This is a genomic window from Myxococcus sp. AB056 (assembly GCF_006547365.1).
Classification (GTDB): domain Bacteria; phylum Myxococcota; class Myxococcia; order Myxococcales; family Myxococcaceae; genus Myxococcus; species Myxococcus virescens.
In genome coordinates this window covers 92,873-109,821 of record NZ_VHLB01000004.1, presented here as the reverse complement: position 1 = coordinate 109,821, position 16,949 = coordinate 92,873, and the positions used below count along the sequence as shown (strand labels likewise).

13 protein-coding genes are annotated in these 16,949 nt (G+C 70.8%); 5 read left to right on the top strand and 8 right to left on the bottom strand.

From position 1 onward, the window contains the following. Positions 1 to 9: 9 nt before the first annotated feature. The 5 genes from epsA to FMP39_RS03280 form a co-directional block, all read right to left on the bottom strand. The gene (gene epsA / locus FMP39_RS03300; RefSeq protein WP_141588557.1) at positions 10 to 825 is read right to left on the bottom strand and encodes an exopolysaccharide biosynthesis glycosyltransferase EpsA; all 816 of its coding nucleotides are present in this window, start codon (positions 823 to 825) and stop codon (positions 10 to 12) included. Further along, positions 822 to 3,002, bottom strand: a complete 2,181-nt coding sequence (epsB, locus tag FMP39_RS03295) for a GH44 family glycoside hydrolase EpsB (protein WP_141588556.1) — start codon at positions 3,000 to 3,002, stop codon at positions 822 to 824. The genes epsA and epsB overlap by 4 nt, the downstream gene beginning before the upstream one ends. A gap of 102 nt (positions 3,003 to 3,104) precedes the next feature. Continuing rightward, positions 3,105 to 3,662: a serine O-acetyltransferase EpsC gene (epsC, locus tag FMP39_RS03290; protein ID WP_020478618.1), complete on the bottom strand. Its 558-nt coding sequence runs from the start codon at positions 3,660 to 3,662 to the stop codon at positions 3,105 to 3,107. A 9-nt stretch (positions 3,663 to 3,671) separates the two neighbouring features. Beyond that, a complete protein-coding gene (gene epsD / locus FMP39_RS03285) occupies positions 3,672 to 4,685 on the bottom strand; it encodes an exopolysaccharide biosynthesis glycosyltransferase EpsD (RefSeq protein WP_011557356.1) in 1,014 nt (337 codons plus the stop codon). Then, the gene (locus FMP39_RS03280) at positions 4,682 to 5,200 is read right to left on the bottom strand and encodes a hypothetical protein (RefSeq protein WP_225888386.1); all 519 of its coding nucleotides are present in this window, start codon (positions 5,198 to 5,200) and stop codon (positions 4,682 to 4,684) included. The genes epsD and FMP39_RS03280 overlap by 4 nt, the downstream gene beginning before the upstream one ends. Before the next feature lie 274 nt (positions 5,201 to 5,474). Here FMP39_RS03280 and epsE point away from each other — a divergent pair, with 274 nt between their 5' ends. The 3 genes from epsE to mgtE all read left to right on the top strand — a co-directional run bounded on the left by epsE (position 5,475) and on the right by mgtE (position 9,882). After that, positions 5,475 to 6,701 (top strand): exopolysaccharide biosynthesis GT4 family glycosyltransferase EpsE, encoded by a 1,227-nt coding sequence (epsE, locus tag FMP39_RS03275; protein ID WP_228557613.1) that lies wholly within the window; start codon positions 5,475 to 5,477, stop codon positions 6,699 to 6,701. 249 nt (positions 6,702 to 6,950) lie between these two features. Further along, entirely contained in the window at positions 6,951 to 8,516 is a 1,566-nt protein-coding gene (gene epsF, locus FMP39_RS03270; RefSeq protein WP_141588615.1) for a response regulator EpsF, read from the top strand. Positions 8,517 to 8,562: 46 nt separating this feature from the next. Then, positions 8,563 to 9,882 carry a magnesium transporter gene (gene mgtE, locus FMP39_RS03265; protein ID WP_141588554.1) on the top strand — a complete coding sequence of 440 codons (1,320 nt, stop codon included), beginning with the start codon at positions 8,563 to 8,565 and terminating at the stop codon, positions 9,880 to 9,882. 9 nt (positions 9,883 to 9,891) lie between these two features. On the opposite strand, the gene wzy is transcribed toward mgtE, so the two are convergent. After that, positions 9,892 to 11,475, bottom strand: coding sequence for an exopolysaccharide repeat unit polymerase (wzy, locus tag FMP39_RS03260; protein ID WP_194858218.1), 1,584 nt, complete (start codon positions 11,473 to 11,475; stop codon positions 9,892 to 9,894). A 57-nt stretch (positions 11,476 to 11,532) separates the two neighbouring features. Here wzy and epsH point away from each other — a divergent pair, with 57 nt between their 5' ends. Then, complete coding sequence (gene epsH / locus FMP39_RS03255) at positions 11,533 to 12,840, top strand: exopolysaccharide biosynthesis glycosyltransferase EpsH (RefSeq protein ID WP_141588553.1); 1,308 nt, start codon at positions 11,533 to 11,535, stop codon at positions 12,838 to 12,840. A 9-nt stretch (positions 12,841 to 12,849) separates the two neighbouring features. Here epsH and FMP39_RS03250 read toward each other — a convergent pair whose 3' ends face one another. Then, positions 12,850 to 14,202, bottom strand: a complete 1,353-nt coding sequence (locus FMP39_RS03250; protein WP_141588552.1) for a sigma-54 dependent transcriptional regulator — start codon at positions 14,200 to 14,202, stop codon at positions 12,850 to 12,852. Then, positions 14,199 to 15,695: an ATP-binding protein gene (locus FMP39_RS03245; protein WP_228557612.1), complete on the bottom strand. Its 1,497-nt coding sequence runs from the start codon at positions 15,693 to 15,695 to the stop codon at positions 14,199 to 14,201. Before FMP39_RS03245 ends, FMP39_RS03250 begins: the two co-directional genes overlap by 4 nt. Positions 15,696 to 15,833: 138 nt before the next feature. Here FMP39_RS03245 and FMP39_RS03240 point away from each other — a divergent pair, with 138 nt between their 5' ends. Continuing rightward, positions 15,834 to 16,937: an efflux RND transporter periplasmic adaptor subunit gene (locus FMP39_RS03240; RefSeq protein ID WP_141588551.1), complete on the top strand. Its 1,104-nt coding sequence runs from the start codon at positions 15,834 to 15,836 to the stop codon at positions 16,935 to 16,937. The last annotated feature ends 12 nt before the right edge of the window (positions 16,938 to 16,949 follow it).

The window sequence follows — 16,949 nt, the reverse complement described above, 5'->3', positions numbered from 1 at the left end:
CGCGGTTGGCTACTCCGGCTTCTTCGCGCCTGTCCGCTGCCAGAACTCGCGCAGCAGAATCGTGGCGAAGCGGGAGTCATTCAGGATGTACCGCCGCCATAGGCGCTTGGGCTCGTTCACCAGGCGGTACAGCCATTCGAAGCCCGCGCGCGAAATCCACACGGGCGCGCGCTTCGCCGTCCCGGCGATGAAGTCCAACCCCGCGCCAATGCCAATGGCCACCGTGGGGCCCAGCTTGGAGGCCACCTGCGAAATCCACACCTCCTGCTTCGGGCTGCCCAGCGCCACCAGGAGCAGGTGCGGGTCCTTCTCGCGAATCTTCGCGACAATCGGGTCGTTCTGCGCGTCGCCGCCGTCCACGCGCACCATGGGCGAATCCCAGCCCACCACCTCCACGCCGTACTGCTCGCTGACGATGCGGCCTACCTTCTCCGCCACGCCGGGGCCCGCGCCCAGCAGGAACACGCGCCACTTGCGCTCCGCCCCCAGCTTCATCAGCGGGAGGATGAGGTCCGAACCGGCGATGCGCTCGGGCAGCGGCACGTCCATGGCGCGCGAGGCCCAGACGATGGGCATCCCGTCCACCACCGAAATCGTGGCGCGTGAGTACGCCTCGCGGAACTGCGCGTGGTCCTCGGCCAGCACCACGTGGTCCACGTTGGCGGTGAACACGTAGCCGCCCTGGCGCGAGTCCACCAGCCGGCCAATCTCCGTCACCGCCTCCTCGAAGGTGAGCTGGTCGATGGCGAGCTGGCCGATGTTCAGGCGCGCTCGGCCAGTGGTGAACGGGGTCTGCGGGGGGACGGGCGTCGCGGCGGAGCTCATGGCTTCTTCACCGTCAGGTCGAGCACGGTCATGGAATAGGGCGGCAGCCGCTGGGTCAGGGAACCCGCGGCCTTCGCACCGGGAGTCTGCTCGGTGAACCCCCCAGGTGCGCCCGAGTAGCCCAGCACGCGCACGCTGTCGAGTGTCCCGCAGCCCTTGAGTTGAATCTGCGCCTGGGCGGCCTGGTCCGGGTCGAAGTTGAGCACCACCGCCACCATCTTCCCGCCCGCCTCGTCGCGCGAGGCGAACACGCTGGTGCCCTCGGCGGCCTTCGCGGGCACCCACCAGTCCTGGAAGCGACTCCCCTTGCCGTCGAAGTTCCGGAACGCGCGGAACGCCCAGAACACCGGCGAGCCCTCGGTGGGGTACTGCCAGAAGTAGGCGGAGTAGATGTTCTCCTGCGCGAAGCGGCCCAGCGCCTCGGCCTGGGCCAGTCCGCCGCTCATGTGCCGGAAGGCGCCGAAGTTGTACTCGCCAATGGAGATGCGCAGGCCCGGGTAGTGGTCGGCGATCCACTCCTTCATGCGCGGGATGAGGCGCACGGGCTCGCCAATCCAGGACTCGTCCTTGTACGTGGGGTCCCACAGCCCGCGCGTGGAGCGGATGCGGCGCGCGTTGGTGGCCGGGTCCGTGTTGCCCTCCAGGCCGACACCGACGTTCGTCTGTGGATAGAAGTGCAGGTCCACGATGTCGAGCAGCCGCACGCCCGTCTTCTTCTCGTGCTCGCGAAGCTGTCGCAGGTACCAGGGCAGCAGCGGCATGTTGCCGTGCGCGCGCCGGTCGGAGTGCGGCATCTTCCCCGGCGCGAAGTCCGCCGCGGACCACAGGTAGTTCGTCCAGCCCCACTCGGCCGGGCCCGCGATGAGGCCCTCCGGGTCTTCCTTCCGCACCACCGTGCCGTAGGCAATCGTGCGCTCCAGCAGCCCGTCATACGACAGCGGCTCCGGGTGCACGTCGCGGTGCGTGGAGTTCCAGAGCATGGGCTCGTTGTCCAGGATGTACGTCTGGACGCTGCGCTGGCCCCGCTCCTGGTCCTTCTTCCGGATGGCGCGGATCCACTCGGCGATGAACTCCGGTGGGGCCTCGGTGCTGGTGAGCGTCGGCGCGCCGGGCTTCAGCGGCGTGCCATCCCGGGCGAGCCCGTTGCCCGAGCCGTTGTCCTCCTGCTGCTGCGGGCCGAAGCGCGACACGGGGAAGCCCACCGACTTCGCGTCCTTGGCCACCCAGCCCAGGATGGGCACCGTCAGCGCGGACGTCATGCCGTGCTTGCGGTTGGACTCCAGGAAGTCGTCGTAGCTCAGGCCGATGTCGACGTTCTGGTAGAACCAGTCGTTCGCGGTGTTCCACGCGCCGCCCAGCTTCCAGTTGTAGCGGGACGTGGGGTTGCCGCCCCAGCGGCGCGTGGTGGCGCCCACCTCGTACTGGTGCTTGTCGCGCTTCTCCGTCAACCCGTCGAAGGCGATGCCGTAGATGAGCGGGCTGATGCGGTGGCTCGGCGCGGTGCAGTCGATGGTCATGGGCGCTTCGCGGCCACTGCCCTGGCCCGTGCGTCCGCCCCCCGCGGCCAGCGCGGCGGCGAGGTCCGGTGGCAGCGGCACCAGCGCCACCTTGTCGAACAGCACCCATTCACGGCCCACGCTCTTGGACGCGCGCAGCACCACGCGGTCGAACGGCTGGCCGCGCGGGTTGAGCTGCTCCATGGGGATGACAATCTCCGACCACTCGCCGTCCTTGCGGACCTGGAGCTCGGGGATGATGGGGACGCGTGGGAAGCTGGCGGCGCCCGGAGCGTCCAGGCGGACCTCCAGGAACTCGCCGAAGGACTCTGGCGCGCTGAACCGGAACGTCAGCGCGCCGAAGGTGCCCTCCAGCTTGGGCCGGTAGAGAATCCACCCGGCGTAGTTGAACAGGCGCATGCGCGCCGGCGCGCCCTTGGGGAGCTTGCGCTGCGCCCAGCCGAGGTCCTTCCAATCGGGGGACAGGCCTCCGTCGTACAGCATCACCGGCGCGGTCTGTTCGGTGCCGGTGCCTGGCGTCGTGGCCGCGGCGCCGCTCGCATCCGCCGCGTTGCTCGTGCCCGGCGCTTCCGCGCCGACGGCCCGCGCCACCGTCACGGTGCCACCGGCCAGCAGCGCACCTGCCAGTACAGCGGCGCCAACCATCGTCCGCGAACGCATCACTCCGTCCTCCCTGTGGGCGCCGCCGTCACCGCGGCACAACGCGCCTTCGTCCGCGAACGCATCACTTCATCCTCCAGGGGCGGCGCCCGCCCCGCCGCGCTAGAGCGCGACTTCGTCCGTGTCCTTGCGCGGGAAGATGCGGGCGGGAATCCCCACGGCCACGCTGTCCGGCGGCACGTCCTGGAGCACCACCGCGTTGGCGCCGATGCGCGAGCGCGCGCCGATGCGCACCGGTCCCAGGATGCGGGCCCCCGCGCCAATCCAGACGTCATCCTCGATGACGGGATAGCCGTTGTCCTTCGCGGTGCCCACGGTGTTGTTCCCGTAGAAGCGCACGCGGTCGCCAATGCGCGCGTCGCCGCCGATGACGACGCCCAGGCTGTGCACGAAGTACACGCCCTTGCCGAGCGTGACGTCCTTGCCAATCTCAATCCCCATCACCGCCGTCTGCGCCACGCGCAGCACGTGGTTGACCAGGGGGATGCGGTAGGCCAGCGCGGCCTCGCGGGCGCGGTTGAGCGCGGTGATGCGGTACGAATCACTGGTCAGCACCACCTTGGCGATGGACTTCGCGTCCGAGTTGCCATTGGCGGCCTTCGCCAGCTCCAGCGCATCCGTGACGAGCGAGCCAATCATCGATTCCCTGGCCTTCAGCATGGTGTGTGACTACTCCCCCCGGCCCTGCAGGTAGCGGGCGACCTCGCGGGCAATGCCCGTCCAGCCGCCGGCCTCGCCGCGCGCGCCGCGCAGATACTCCATCCCGTACACCACGGAGGTGCCGGCGAAGGCGGCCTTCTCCAGACCCAGCTTGTCCGCGGCGTTGGCGGCGTGCATCACCGCGCGCGTCAGCACGCGTGACGCGTCCGGCGCCACCAGGGTGGCGGCCAGCAGCGGGCGGGTCAGGGGGTTGGTCTGGAAGAGCAGCCGCCACGGATTGACGTCACGCACGTCCGGGTGCTTCCGGGCCACCTGCGTGTCGAACATGCCGTAGCGGTGCGCGCGCTTCAGCCAGCGCTCGAAGGACACGTGGTCACTGCCGTGCAGCACGTACGCGTCACGCGCGAAGACGAAGGCGCAGCCGGCCTTCTCCAGCCGCACGCCCAGCTCCACGTCCTCCGACTGTCCCAATGACTTGTCGAAGCCGCCCACGCCCACGTAGTCCGCGCGGGGGAAGGACACGTTGCCGGTGAACAGGTGGACGCCGCGGGCGCGGGCGCCGGGCGTGGAGAGCTCCTCGGCCATGCGGTTGTTGAGGTACGCGTACCAACGCTCGAACAACGGCATGTCGCCAATGGACGGGTCCGGCCGGATGCGGCCCAGCACCACGGTGCGCGAGCCCTCCGGATGGTGCGCCAGGTGCCGCTCCAGGAAGTCCGGGGCCACCTGCATGTCGTCATCCGTGACGAGCACCACGTCGCCCCGGGCGGCCATGACGCCCCGGTGCCGGGCGGCGGCGGCGCCCGCGTTCTGCTGCACCTCCACGCGCAGGGTGTAGGGCAGGGCCAGGGCCTGCAGCGGCTCGCGGGTGGGCTCCTTGGAGCCGTCGTCCACCACCACGACTTCGAACTGCTCGGGCGGCAGCGTCTGCCCGGCCAACTGCCACAGCAGCCGGGTGATGAGGGGCAGCCGGTTGTACGTGGCGATGACGACGCTGAGCCGGGGCGCGGAGGTGGAGCTCATGCCTTCTTCTTCTGGGACGCCGCCCGGCGCTGCTTCTTCGTCAGCCGGGGAAAGGTGACGCTGCCGAGGAAGCGCTCGCGGCCCACGAACTCCAGGGTCTTGCTGGCGGCGCCGAAGTCCGTCTCGCCCAGGGTGACGCAGAGGAGGCAGCCGTCGGCGGCCAGCGCCAGTGGCAGGCTGGCCGGATGGGTCATCAACGAGTCGATGACGGCGACGACACGCTCGCCCCGGGACACGCGCTCGCGCAGCTCCAGCACCTTCTGCGCGGCGGCCGTGGGCGATAGGCCGGTGGCGTCTTCCAGGTGGACCTTCTGCGTGTAGGCGTAGGGCGCGCCCGCCTCCAGCACCGCCGTGGCGGCTTCCAACGCCGGAGCACCCGGGTGGGCCGGCACCACCGTGAGGAAGCTCCACGCGTGGCGCTCCAAGGCGAACCACAGCCGTTGCAACGCCGGGGACGGAATGGCGCTGTCGGTCGAGGTGGCGTCGGCGGGAGGTGCGCTGGAATCGGCTGCCATGGGGAGGGGCTCGGTATAGCGCAACGCGTGGCGCCGGCCCAACGGCCTCTCCGGGCAGTCCGGGGCGCGGCGGCCCGCCTGGCTGCCGCGGAGCGCGCCGGTGACGCGCGACAGTCACCGCCTCCCAAACCGTGCGTTCCGCCGCGCGCTCCCCAAGCGGTCCGGCGGGGTTCGCGAAGCCCTCTCCACCGCGAGCGTGAAGGGCGTGTGACGGGCTGGGTACGCGCCTACCCACGCCGTGGCAGGGGCAGGCAGGCGTGTTATGCCATCCAGTGTGCAGAAGATTGGCTATTTGATTCCCGAGTTCCCCGGACAGACTCACATCTTCTTCTGGCGCGAGCTGCAGGCGCTCCAGGGGAAGGGCGTGACGCCGGAGCTGGTGTCCACGCGTCCGCCTCCCGCGCGCATCATCTCGCACAGCTGGGCGCGCGAGGCCATGTCGCGCACGGAGTACCTGACGCCGCCGGGGCCGCTGGGGGTCGCCAAGGCCGCCGCGGAGGTGGCCCGCGCCATGCCCACGGGCTGGGCCCGGTGCCTGGCCTCCATCGCCCGAGCGGAGGGGCTGGACGCGAAGGGCCGCGCGCAGTTGTTGGCCTTCGCCGTCATGGGCGGCCGGCTGGCGTCGCTGGCGCGGGAGCGGGGCTGGACGCACGTCCACGTCCATTCATGCGCCAACGCCGCGCACGTGGCGCTCTTCGCGAACCTCCTGTCCGGGTTGCCCTACAGCCTGACGTTGCACGGGCCGCTGGACGATTACGGCCCCAACCAGCGCGAGAAGTGGCGGCACGCGCGGTTCGCCTTCGTGATTACGAAGAAGCTGCTCAAGGAAGTGAATGACGAACTGGCCGGCGCGCTGCCGTCGCGCATCGAGCTGGCGCCCATGGGCGTGGAGCTGCGCAAGTTCAACCGCTCCGTGCCCTACGCGGCGTGGACGGGTGAAGGCCCGCTGCGCATCTTCTCCTGCGGCCGCCTCAACCCCTGCAAGGGCCACGCGGACCTCATCGACGCGGTGGGGATGTTGCGCGCGAAGGGAATGGACGCGCGGCTGTCCATCGCGGGCGAGGACGAGGCCGGCGGCACCACGTACCGCAAGGTGCTGGAGGCCAAAATCCAGGAGACGGGCCTGGGCGACGCGGTGACGTTGCTGGGCGCGGTGAGCGAGGACACGGTGCGGGGTGAAATCGAGCGCGCGCACATCTTCGCGCTGGCCAGCCTCCAGGAGCCGTTGGGTGTGGCCATCATGGAGGCCATGGCCATGCGCGTGCCCGTGGTGGTGACGGGCGCGGGTGGGGTGCCGGAGTTGGTGGATGACGGTGTGGATGGAATCCTCGTGCCCCCGCAGCAGCCCCGCACCCTGGCGGACAAGCTGGAGGCCGTGGCGCGCGACGCCCAGGAGGCCCACCGGCTGGGTGAGGCGGGCCGCCGCAAGGTGGAGACGACGTTCAGCAGCGAGCGCAGCGCGGACATGCTCGCGCAGATGCTCCAGCGGGCGGTGGTGTAGCGGGCCACACGGTAGGGAGTCCCGCCGCGCTGGCAGGTGTTGCCAGGCCGTCACTGGCCCGGTGCGGGCCTTCCGCGGACTGGTGGGAGTCCTGGGGCGGCACCATGATGGGGCCGTCCTGACCGGGGGGCGTTGGGTTCGCCCGCCTGGCGGAGACCCGCGGGCACGGCGGGTTGGACCCGTTGCCAAATCCCCCCTCGGGGCATTACCGCCTGGGGTCAGGCACGAAGGGAGGCATCGCGGGTGAAATTGCCCGAGCAACCCACGTTCCATGCGCTCACCCGGCTGGAGCCGCTCGCTACGAGTGTCCTGCTGGTGGACGACAACGCGGCCAACCTGCTCGCGCTGGAGGCCGTCCTGGAGCCGCTGGGTCAACGGTTGGTGAGGGCGTCTTCAGGCCCCGAGGCCCTGCGATGGCTGCTTCGGGACGAGTTCGCCGTCATCCTGCTGGACGTGCAGATGCCCGGCGTGGACGGCTTCGAGACGGCCCGCCTCATCCGCCAGCGCCAGCGCACCCGCTACACGCCCATCATCTTCCTCACCGCGCACAGCCGCGACGAAGCCCACCTGGTGCACGGCTACGCGGTGGGCGCGGCGGACTACGTGGTGAAGCCCTTCCATCCGGACGTGCTGCGCTGGAAGGTGGAGGCCTTCGTCGGGCTGTACCTCCAGCAGCAACGGCTCCAGCGGCATGAATCCGCGCTGTGGGCGCGCGAGCGCCGGATGCTGGAGCAGCAGGGCGAGCTGCGCTTCCGCCGGCTGGTGGACACCATGCCCCAGTTCGTCTGGGAGCTGCTGCTGGACGGCACCATCGGCTACGCCAACCGGGGCTGGCTGGACTACGCGGGGCTGTCACCGGAGCAGGGGCGGAAGTGGAAGGACACGCTGTACTGCCTGCACCCGGAGGACGTTCCCGGCCTTCGGAGCGCCTGGCAGGAAGCCCAGCGCGAGGGCCACCCGCTGGAGCAGGAATGCCGGCTGCGGCGGGCGGATGGCGAGTACCGCTGGTTCCTGACGCGCACCATTCCAGAGCGCGACGAGCAGGGGCAGCTCGCGGGTTGGGTCTCCACGGCGACGGACATCGACGACGCGCGCCGGGCGGTGGAGACGCTGCGGGCGGCCAGTGAGGCGAAGGACATGTTCCTCACCATGGCGGCGCACGAGCTGCGCACGCCGCTGCAGGCCGCGCGGGGGTATGCGCACCTGGCCTCGGTGAAGGGGGACGGCACGCTGGCGCCGGGCGTGGACAAGGCGCTGCACGGCATCCACCGCAGCGTGAATCGCATGGCGAAGCTGGTGGAGAACCTGCTCGACGTGGGGCGCATCCAGCGGGGCGAGCTGCACCTGGAGCCGAAGTCGCTGGACGTGGGCGCGCTGCTGCGCGACGTGGCCGAGCACTTCGAGCCGCTGCCCGAGGGCCAGCACATCGAACTGGACGCCCCCGAGGGACTGGTGGTTCCGGGAGACCGCGAGCGGCTGGACCAGGTGTTCAGCAACCTGGTGTCGAACGCGCTGCGCTACTCACCGGAGGGCGGGCGCATCCGGCTCGCCGCCCGCGAGGAGGCGGGGCGCGTGCACGTGGAGGTGGTGGACCACGGGCTGGGCATCCCCGGCGAGAAGCTGGAGGACATCTTCGAGCGCTTCGGCCGCGCGCACGGGATTTCCTACGGCGGGCTGGGCCTGGGGCTGTCGATTGCGCGGGGCATCGTCGAACGCCACGGCGGGCGCATCTGGGCGGAGTCTCCCGGCAGCCAGGGCATGGGCAGCACCTTCCACGTCGTGCTGCCGGTGGCGCCGGGCAAGCCCGCGCCATGACGCCGCAGGGCCGCCTGCCTGGGTTGGCGGAAGAGGGGGGAGGCGGATGGAGCCCGAGGCCGAGCCGGTCCACGAAGACGAGCTGCGTGACGCGTGGCCGGCGCTGTCGGCGCAAGAGCGGGTGGATGGTTTCCACCTGCTGCCGCCCGAGCGCGCGCGGGACTTCTTCGCCACCCTGAATGCGCCAGCGCAACTGGGGCTGCTCGAGGCGCTCTCGCCCGGGGAGCGGGGCACGTGGCTGCGGGCGATGGCGCCGGATGACGCGGCGGATGTCGTGCAGCGGCTGTCTCCCGAGGCGCGGGAGGCCTGGCTGGCCCTGCTCGACGCGCCGTCCCTGCGTGAGGTGCGGGCGCTGCTGGCGTATGGCGAGGACGCCGCGGGTGGGCTGATGAACCCGCGCTTCGTCCGCGTGCGGCCGGAGCTGCGCATCGACGAGGCCCTCAGCTACCTGCGCCGCCAGGCCCGCGAGCAGGTGGAGACCGTCTACTACGCCTATGTGCTGGACGAGGCACAGCGGCTGGAGGGCGTGGTCTCCCTGCGCCAGCTCTTCCAGGCCACGCCGGACAAGGCGGTGCGGGAGGTGATGCGCACGGAGTTGATTCGCGTGCGGGAGGACACGGACCAGGAGGAGGTGGGGCGCCTCTTCGCCCGGTACGGCCTGGGGGCCATCCCCGTGGTGGACGACCAGGGGCGGATGAAGGGCATCGTCACCGTGGATGACATCGTCAGCGTGGTGCAGGCGGAGGCCACCGAGGACATCCAGAAGGTGGGTGGCACGGAGGCCCTGGGGGCGCCGTACCTGGAGGTGGGCCTGCCCGCCATGCTGAAGAAGCGCGCGGGCTGGCTGCTGGTGCTCTTCCTGTCGGAGATGCTCACCGCCACCGCCATGACGCGCTACCAGGATGAGATTGCCCGCGCGGTGGTGCTCAGCCTCTTCGTGCCGCTCATCATCTCCGCGGGAGGCAACGCCGGCAGTCAGGCCTCCACGCTGGTCATCCGCGCGTTGGCGTTGGCGCAGGTGCGCCTGCGGGACGTGGTCCGCGTGCTGCGGCGGGAGCTGCTGTCCGGCCTGTCACTGGGGCTGGTCTTGGGCTCGGTGGGCGTGGCGCGCATCCTGCTCTGGCATGTGCTGTTCCACCTCTACGGCGAGCACGCCTTCCGGGTGGCCCTCACGGTGGGGCTGGCGGTGCTGGGCGTGGTGACGTGGGGGACGCTGGCGGGTTCGATGCTGCCGTTCCTGCTGCGGCGGCTGGGCTTCGACCCCGCGAGCGCGTCCGCGCCCTTCGTGGCCACGCTGGTGGACGTCAGCGGGCTGGTCATCTACTTCACCACGGCGGAGCTCATCCTCCGTGGCACCCTGCTGTAGGCGCCGCGTTCAGCGCGGGTTCGCGGCGGAGGATGGGGCATCCTCGTTGGGATAGGTGATGGCGCCCGGCGGTGGCACGGGCGCCGCGGGCGCGGGGCCCAGCAGCCGGCTGTGAGGCATGGGCCACGCGCCGGTGTGCACGGCGAGCTTCCCCGTCATGGCCACGGCCAGCGATATCTGGAACGTGCAGATGTACGAGATGATGCCCATGTCCCCGAACACCTGGTTGATGTACGTGGCCACCAGTCCCACGATGATGAGCGCGGCGGCGCGGTACTCCGAGACGTCGGTGCGGTGATACGAGCGCACCACCAGGTAGATGGTGACGGCCAGGTACATCCACACGCCCGTGTAGCCCAGCAGCCCTCCGAACGCGAACAGCCCCAGCAGTGAGTTGTGCGGGTGGAAGCGGTACTGCGGGAAGACGAAGGCGATGTCCGGCAGTGGGATGGGCTCCAGGAACTCATGCCCGTAGCCGGTGCCCAGGATGGGGAACTGGGCCCACGTGGCAATCATGTCCAGGTTCTCGATGTCGCGGTAGTCCAGGTTGCCTTCGCCGCCCTGGCCGTCAATCAGCGAGCGGATGGTCTGCACCGGCGCGAAGACGGACGAGCCGGAGTTCCACCCCGCCGCGATGTACACGATGACGAAGGGCGCGAAGAACGGCAGCGTCCGCACCAGGAACCGCTTCAGCGGCGTCCACGGGTTGATGAGGAAGGCCGCCAGCAGACAGCCGGCGAAGCTGACATAGGCCAGGCGCCGGTCGTTGAAAATCATCCCAATGCCAATGAAGGCGATGATGGCGAGGCCGCGCAGCATGTGCGCGGACTTGGGCTTCTCGACGAAGCGCAGCGTCGCCACCAGCAGGGCGAAGACGAACGTCATCGAGTCGGAGTGGGACGTGGTGTACTCCACCTCCACGCCCAGCTCGTGCACCACCACCATGGCGAAGTAGGTGCTCACCGCGGACTTGGTGAGGCCCGCCAGGATGATGGTCTTCGCGAAGGCGGGCCAGTCCTCCGGGCCCCGCATGGCGTAGTGATACATCGCCACGATGAAGGGCATCATCGCGGCCTGGTGCCATTGCCACAGCGAGTTCTTGATGTCCCCGCCCCGGGCGATGCCGCGCACCTCCATCCAGAGGATGGCGACCAGGGACAGCGCCACCACGGCGATGAGCGGCCGGGGCATGGGCAGCGGCTCCGGGTCGATGGTGGACTTCGTCACCCGCCGGTACATCGCCAGCGCCATCAACCCGAGGATGAGCACGTCCACCAGCGGGAAGCGCAGCGCCCCGATTTTGGTGATGTAGCTGAGCTGCGCGAACATCAGCTCGCCCAGCGGGTGGAGCGGCGAGGGCCACAGGCCGGACTGGGGCCGCTCTGGCACGTAGTCCACCGCCAGGACGAGCCAGGTCACCACCAACACCGGGTACTTCACCGGCACCTTCAGGATGACCCACACCACCCCCACGCACAGCACAGGGGCCAACGCGACCACGGGGTGGATGACGGCGCCGCCCACGGTGGCCAGCACCAGGAAAGCAAGCAGTGCGCCGTAGCGCAGGTAGGGCGGCCGGTCGGGTGCGTACATCGAGACCCGGAGGAGGCTACATCCGGAGAGCGGGTTGGGATAGATGGAGTGGCACGTATGCCTGCTCCCCGCCCACGCGTCCTTCTGATTGCCGAGCTGTGCAACCCCGACTGGGTGAGTGTCCCGCTCGAAGGCTGGTCGCTCTACCGCGCTCTGGCCGACGTGGCGGACGTGCACCTGGTCACCCACGTCCGCAACCGGGAGAACATCCTCAAGCAGGGCGTGCAGGAGGGCTCGCAGTTCACCGCGCTGGACTCCACGCCGGTGGAGAAGCCGCTCGACAAGGTGGGCGAGGTGCTGCGGGGAAAGACAGGGGTGGGCTGGACGACGGCCACCGCGCTGAGCGCGCTGCCCTACTACTACTTCGAGGAGGTGCTCTGGCGCCGCTTCGGCCCGCGCATCGAGGCGGGTGAGTTCGACCTGGTGCACCGCTACACGCCCATCAGCCCCACCACGCCCAGCACGCTGGCGGCGCGGTGCAAGAAGGCGGGGGTGCCCTTCGTCATGGGGCCGCTCAACGGCGGTCTGCCCTGGCCCAAGGGCTTTGGCGGCGCGCGGCGGCGGGAGAAGGAGTGGCTGAGCTACATCCGTGACGTCTACAAGCTGATGCCCTTCTACAAGTCCACGCGGGAGAACGCGTCCGCCATCATCACCGGCTCGCGCGCCACGCGGGGGCAGGTGTCGGGGCAGTGGCAGGGCAAGACGGTGTACGTGCCGGAGAACGCCATCGACACCCGGCGCTTCGGCACGGAGAAGTCGGAGGGCCCGGTGGAGCTGCCCCTGCGCGTGGCCTTCGTGGGCCGCTTCGTGCCGTACAAGGGCATGGCCATGCTGATGGAGGCCGCCGCGCCGCTCATCCGCGAGGGCAAGGTGGTGCTGGAGTACATCGGTGACGGTCAGGAGATGGCCAACCTCCGGGCGCAGGCGGCGCGCGAGGGCATCGAGTCCGGCGTCACCTTCGCCGGCTGGGTGAAGCACCAGGAGCTCCAGGGCCGGCTGGCGAAGAACCACATCTTCGGGTTCCCCAGCGTGCGCGAGTTCGGCGGCGCGGTGGTGTGCGAGGCCATGGCGCTGGGGCTGGTGCCCATCGTCATGGACTACGGCGGCCCGGGGGAAATCGTGAGCCCGGCCACCGGCTTCGCCATCCAGATGGGGACGCCGGAGGAAATCGTCCTGCGCGTGCGCGACGTGCTGACGAAGCTGGCCGCGGACCCGTCCGTCATCCGCCCCATGGGCGAGCGCGCCCGGGAGCGCATCTTCAAGTACTTCACCTGGAAGGCGAAGGCGGAGCAGGTGCTGGAGGTGTACCGCTGGGTGAAGGGCGAGCGCGGCCAGCCGGATTGGGGCATGCCGCTGGCGGACTGAGGCACAGCCTCACTCGTCCAGGTCCAGCTTGCGGTACAGCGTGCGCCGGTTGATGCCCAGGATGCGCGCGGCGGCGGCCTTGTTGCCACCCTGCGCCTCCACCACCCGGCGCACATAGGCGCGCTCCACCTCTTCCAGGGGCGCGTCCTCGCCCGAGGCACGGCTGAGCAGCGACGTCAGGCCGCTGTCGCCGCCCGGCAGGTCGAAGTCCTCCGGCACCAGCGTGTCGTGGTCCGCCAGGGCCACCGCGCGCTCCAGCAGGTTGGCCAGCTCGCGCACGTTGCCGGGCCACGCGTGGGCCAGCAGCCGCTTCAGCGCGCTGGCGGACACGCCCAGCACCTCGCGCTGCTGCTGCTCGCCCAGGCGCCCGAGGAAGAAGTCCACCAGGGGCAGGATGTCCTCGCGCCGCTCGCGCAGCGGGGGCACCTCGATGCGGATGACGTTGAGGCGGTAGTAGAGGTCCGCGCGGAAGCGGCCTTCACGCAGCAGCACCTCCAGCGGCTGGTTGGTGGCGGCCAGCACGCGGGCGCGCACGGGTATCTCCGTGCTCGAGCCCAGGGGCCGCACGCGTCCCGTCTCCAGGGCCTGGAGCAGCTTGGCCTGCACCTCCAGCGACAGCTCGCCCACTTCGTCCAGGAAAAGCGTCCCGCCGCCGGCCGACACGAAGACGCCGGCCCGGTCCTCGCGCGCGTCGGTGTAGGCGCCGCGCCTGGCGCCGAACAGCTCGCTCTCCGCCAGCCCCGAGGGCAGGGCCGCGCAGTTGAGCTGGAGGAAGGGCTGGGTGCGCCGGCTGCTGGATTCGTGGATGAAGCGCGCCAGGGCGCTCTTGCCGGTGCCTGTCTCGCCGGTGAGCAGCACGGTGGCGTCGCTGCGCGCCGCGCGGCGGGACACCTCCAGCGCCTTCTGCATGGCGGGGCTGCGAGCCACCAGCCCGCCGGGCGTGTCGCCGGGGACGGCCGCGCGCAGGCGCACGATTTCGCGGCGCAGTTGCCGCTCCCGGAAGGCGCGCTCCAGCGTGAGGACGAGCGCGTCGATGTTGAAGGGCTTGGTGACGAAGTCGCAGGCGCCGGCCTTCACCGCCGCCACCGCCAGCTCCACGCTGCCGAAGGCGGTGATGAGCACCACCAACTGGCCCGGCTTGCGCGTCAGCAGCGCCTCCAGCACCTCCGTGCCGCGCATGCGGGGCATCTCCACGTCGGTGATGACCAGGTCGAAGGACTCGCGCTCGAAGAGGGCCAGCGCCTCCTCGGGCGAGGTGCGTCCCACCGCCTCGTAGCCTCGCGCGTCCAGGGCTTCGCAGAGGAAGTCCACCACCCCCGCGTCATCATCCAGGATGAGCAGGCGCTTTCTGGGAGTGCTCATATCGCCCCCGTTCCTTCTTCCTTCTCGGAAGGAATGTGCACGATGAAGTGAGTGCCCTGTCCCGGGCGCGACGTCACCGTCACGGCGCCGCCGTGCTCCGCGACAATGGCCTTCACCACCGGCAGGCCCAGGCCCGTGCCGCCGTGGGCGCTCCAGGTGGTGAAGAAGGGCTCGAAGAAGCGCTCCAGCGCCGCGTCATCCATGCCCACGCCGGTGTCCTCCACGGACAGGCGCACGCCGTGGCGCTCGCGCAGGCCGGGGGCGGGCTGGAAGGTGGACGGCGCCAGCGTCACCCGCACCTCGCCGCCTCGGGGCGTGGCGCGCAGCGCGTTGGTGAGCAGGTTGAGCGCCACCTGTTGCAGCCCGTCTCCGTCCGCCAGCACGCGAGGGAGCGGCTCCTCGGAATGGAACGTCAGCCGGACGTCGCGCTTGCGCGCGTCGAACTCCAGCAGCTCCACCACCGCGCGCACGGAGGCGAGCGCGTCCAGGGACTCCAGCTTCGAGGGTTTGCGGCGGGCCAGGTCCAGGAGCTGGCGGACGATGCGCTCGATGCGCTCCGACTGCTCCACCAGGATGCGCGCGTTGCGCCGCACGTCGTCGGGCAGCTCGGCGCGCGCGGCCAGGGCCTGGGCCCGTCCGTTGAGGATGAGCAGGGGGGAGCCGATTTCGTGTGCCAGCCCCGCGGACAACTGTCCCACGGCGGCCAGCTTGTCCACGCGCCGCAGGCCCGCCTCCAGTGCCAACCGGGACTCGGCCTCGGCCGACAGCCGCTGCCGCGCCTCGCCCAGCTCCTTCACCATGCCGTTGAAGGCGTGGACGACCTCGCCCACCTCGTCGTCACTGCCGGGCGTCACGGTGGCCGTGAAGTCGCCGCCGCGCACCGCGCGCATCGCCCCCACCACGCGCTCCAGGGGACGCCGGAGGTAGAGCATCAGCAGCAGCCAGCCCACCAGGGAGATGCCAGTGATGAGCGTCAGCACCGACAGCACGGTGGCGCGGCTGGTGGACTCCAGGTCCTGCCGCAGCCCGTCCAGCGGCTTCACCACGGCGAGCGCTCCCACCACGACGGTGCTGTCGTCGCTGTGCAGGGGCAGGACGATGAGCAGGTGCGACAGCTTCTGGGGGCCCGTGAAGCGGGTGAGGGAGTGGTGCGTCTTCAGCACCTGCCGGGCGGCATCCTCCACCAGGTGCAGCGTCTGCGAGCTGCCCGGGGAGCGCACTACCGGCACGGCCTGGGCATCGAAGACGAAGACGTCCACGGTCGGATCCCGGTGGTCCAACGACTCGAGGATTTCGTTCACGTCCGCCGCCTGCCCGTCCCGCAGCGCGTTCTCCATGGCCACCTGGAGCGCCGTAGCCAGCAGCCGCGCTGCGTGCTCGGTGGCCGTCCGCAGGTCGTGCTCCTCCTTCTGGAGTTGGCTGTAGCCGTAGGCGCCCAGGATGACGGCGCTCGTCAGCGTCAGGCCCAGGCCCAGCTTCGTGGAGATGCGCACGCTGGGCACTGTGGCGAAAGTGCACAGGTGGTTCAATAAGCACCAGCTCCGCCTGCTCGCTGAGCGTCACCATCCTCAATGATTCTCGTGGGTTGAACGTCTGGCGCGGTGGACCGGGACTTGCCCAGGGGCTGGGGCATGAACAGGACCCTGCTCCTTGGCCTCTGGGCCTTCTCCGCCGCCTGCTCGGGCGCGGGCACCCCCTCCGCTCCCGCCGAGCGCGCCACGCCCGCCCCCCTGAAGGAAGGTGTGGTGCAGCTCGCCGAGGCCTCGCGGGCCTTCATCACCGTCACCCCGGTGAAGGCGGACGCCAGCAGCGCGGCGCTCCAGGCCCCCGCGCGCGTGGCCTTCCGGGATGGGGCGTTGTCGCGGCTGGTGGCGCCCCTGGCGGGACGGGTGGTGAGCGTCCACGTGCGCACGGGCGACACGGTGAAGCCGGGCGACGCGCTGGTGACGCTGGACTGTCCCGAGGCCGCGGCGGCGCGCACGGCGGTGGCCACCGCGACGGCGGCGCTGCGCGAAGCCCAGTCCGCCTTCGAGCGCGAGGCGCGCATGTTCGAGCAGGGCGTCACGACGGAGCGTGAGCGCCTGTCCGCGGAGACGCGGCTGGCGGAGGCGCGTGCGGAGCTGGCGCGGGCGCAGGCGTCCGTGGGCTTCGTGGGCACCGGCAGCGGCACAACCGTGGTGCTGCGCGCGCCGATGGCGGGCACGGTGCTGAGCCGGAGCGCGGCGGAGGGCATCGCCGTGCAGCCGGGCGGGGACGTGCTGGTGGAGGTGGGAGACCCTTCGGCGCTGTGGGTGATGGCGGACGTGTTCGAGCGCGACCTGCCGCTGGTGCGTGAGGGCGCGCGGGTGCGGGTGACGATGCCGTCGGTGCACGCGCCGCTGGAGGGGAAGGTGGACTCGGTTGGCGCGGTGGTGGCGAGCGGCTCGCGGACGGCGCCGGTGCGCATCACCCTGGACACGCAGGCGCGGGGACTGCGGCCCGGCATGTTCGGGCGCGTGCGCATCGACTCGCCGGACGCCAGCCTGACGCTGCCGGTGGAGGCGGTGCTGCTGCGCAACGGCAAGGACTCGGTGGTGTACGTGCAGCAGGACGCGGGCACCTTCGAGCGGCGGCCCGTCGTCGTGGCGCAGCCGGTGGAGGGACGGGTGCAGGTCATCGCGGGCCTGTCACCGGGGGATCTGGTCGTCACCCGGGGCGCGCTGCTGCTGGATGGCGCGGCGGATCAGCTCCTCTAGGCGCGGCGAGGA

Coding starts and splice junctions, on each gene's coding strand:
- epsA (WP_141588557.1), bottom strand. CDS start 825: ATGAGCTCCGCCGCGACGCCCGTCCCCCCGCAGACCCCGTTCACCACT.
- epsB (WP_141588556.1), bottom strand. CDS start 3,002: ATGCGTTCGCGGACGATGGTTGGCGCCGCTGTACTGGCAGGTGCGCTG.
- epsC (WP_020478618.1), bottom strand. CDS start 3,662: ATGCTGAAGGCCAGGGAATCGATGATTGGCTCGCTCGTCACGGATGCG.
- epsD (WP_011557356.1), bottom strand. CDS start 4,685: ATGAGCTCCACCTCCGCGCCCCGGCTCAGCGTCGTCATCGCCACGTAC.
- FMP39_RS03280 (WP_225888386.1), bottom strand. CDS start 5,200: ATGGCAGCCGATTCCAGCGCACCTCCCGCCGACGCCACCTCGACCGAC.
- mgtE (WP_141588554.1), top strand. CDS start 8,563: ATGGAGCCCGAGGCCGAGCCGGTCCACGAAGACGAGCTGCGTGACGCG.
- wzy (WP_194858218.1), bottom strand. CDS start 11,475: ATGTACGCACCCGACCGGCCGCCCTACCTGCGCTACGGCGCACTGCTT.
- epsH (WP_141588553.1), top strand. CDS start 11,533: ATGCCTGCTCCCCGCCCACGCGTCCTTCTGATTGCCGAGCTGTGCAAC.
- FMP39_RS03250 (WP_141588552.1), bottom strand. CDS start 14,202: ATGAGCACTCCCAGAAAGCGCCTGCTCATCCTGGATGATGACGCGGGG.
- FMP39_RS03240 (WP_141588551.1), top strand. CDS start 15,834: ATGAACAGGACCCTGCTCCTTGGCCTCTGGGCCTTCTCCGCCGCCTGC.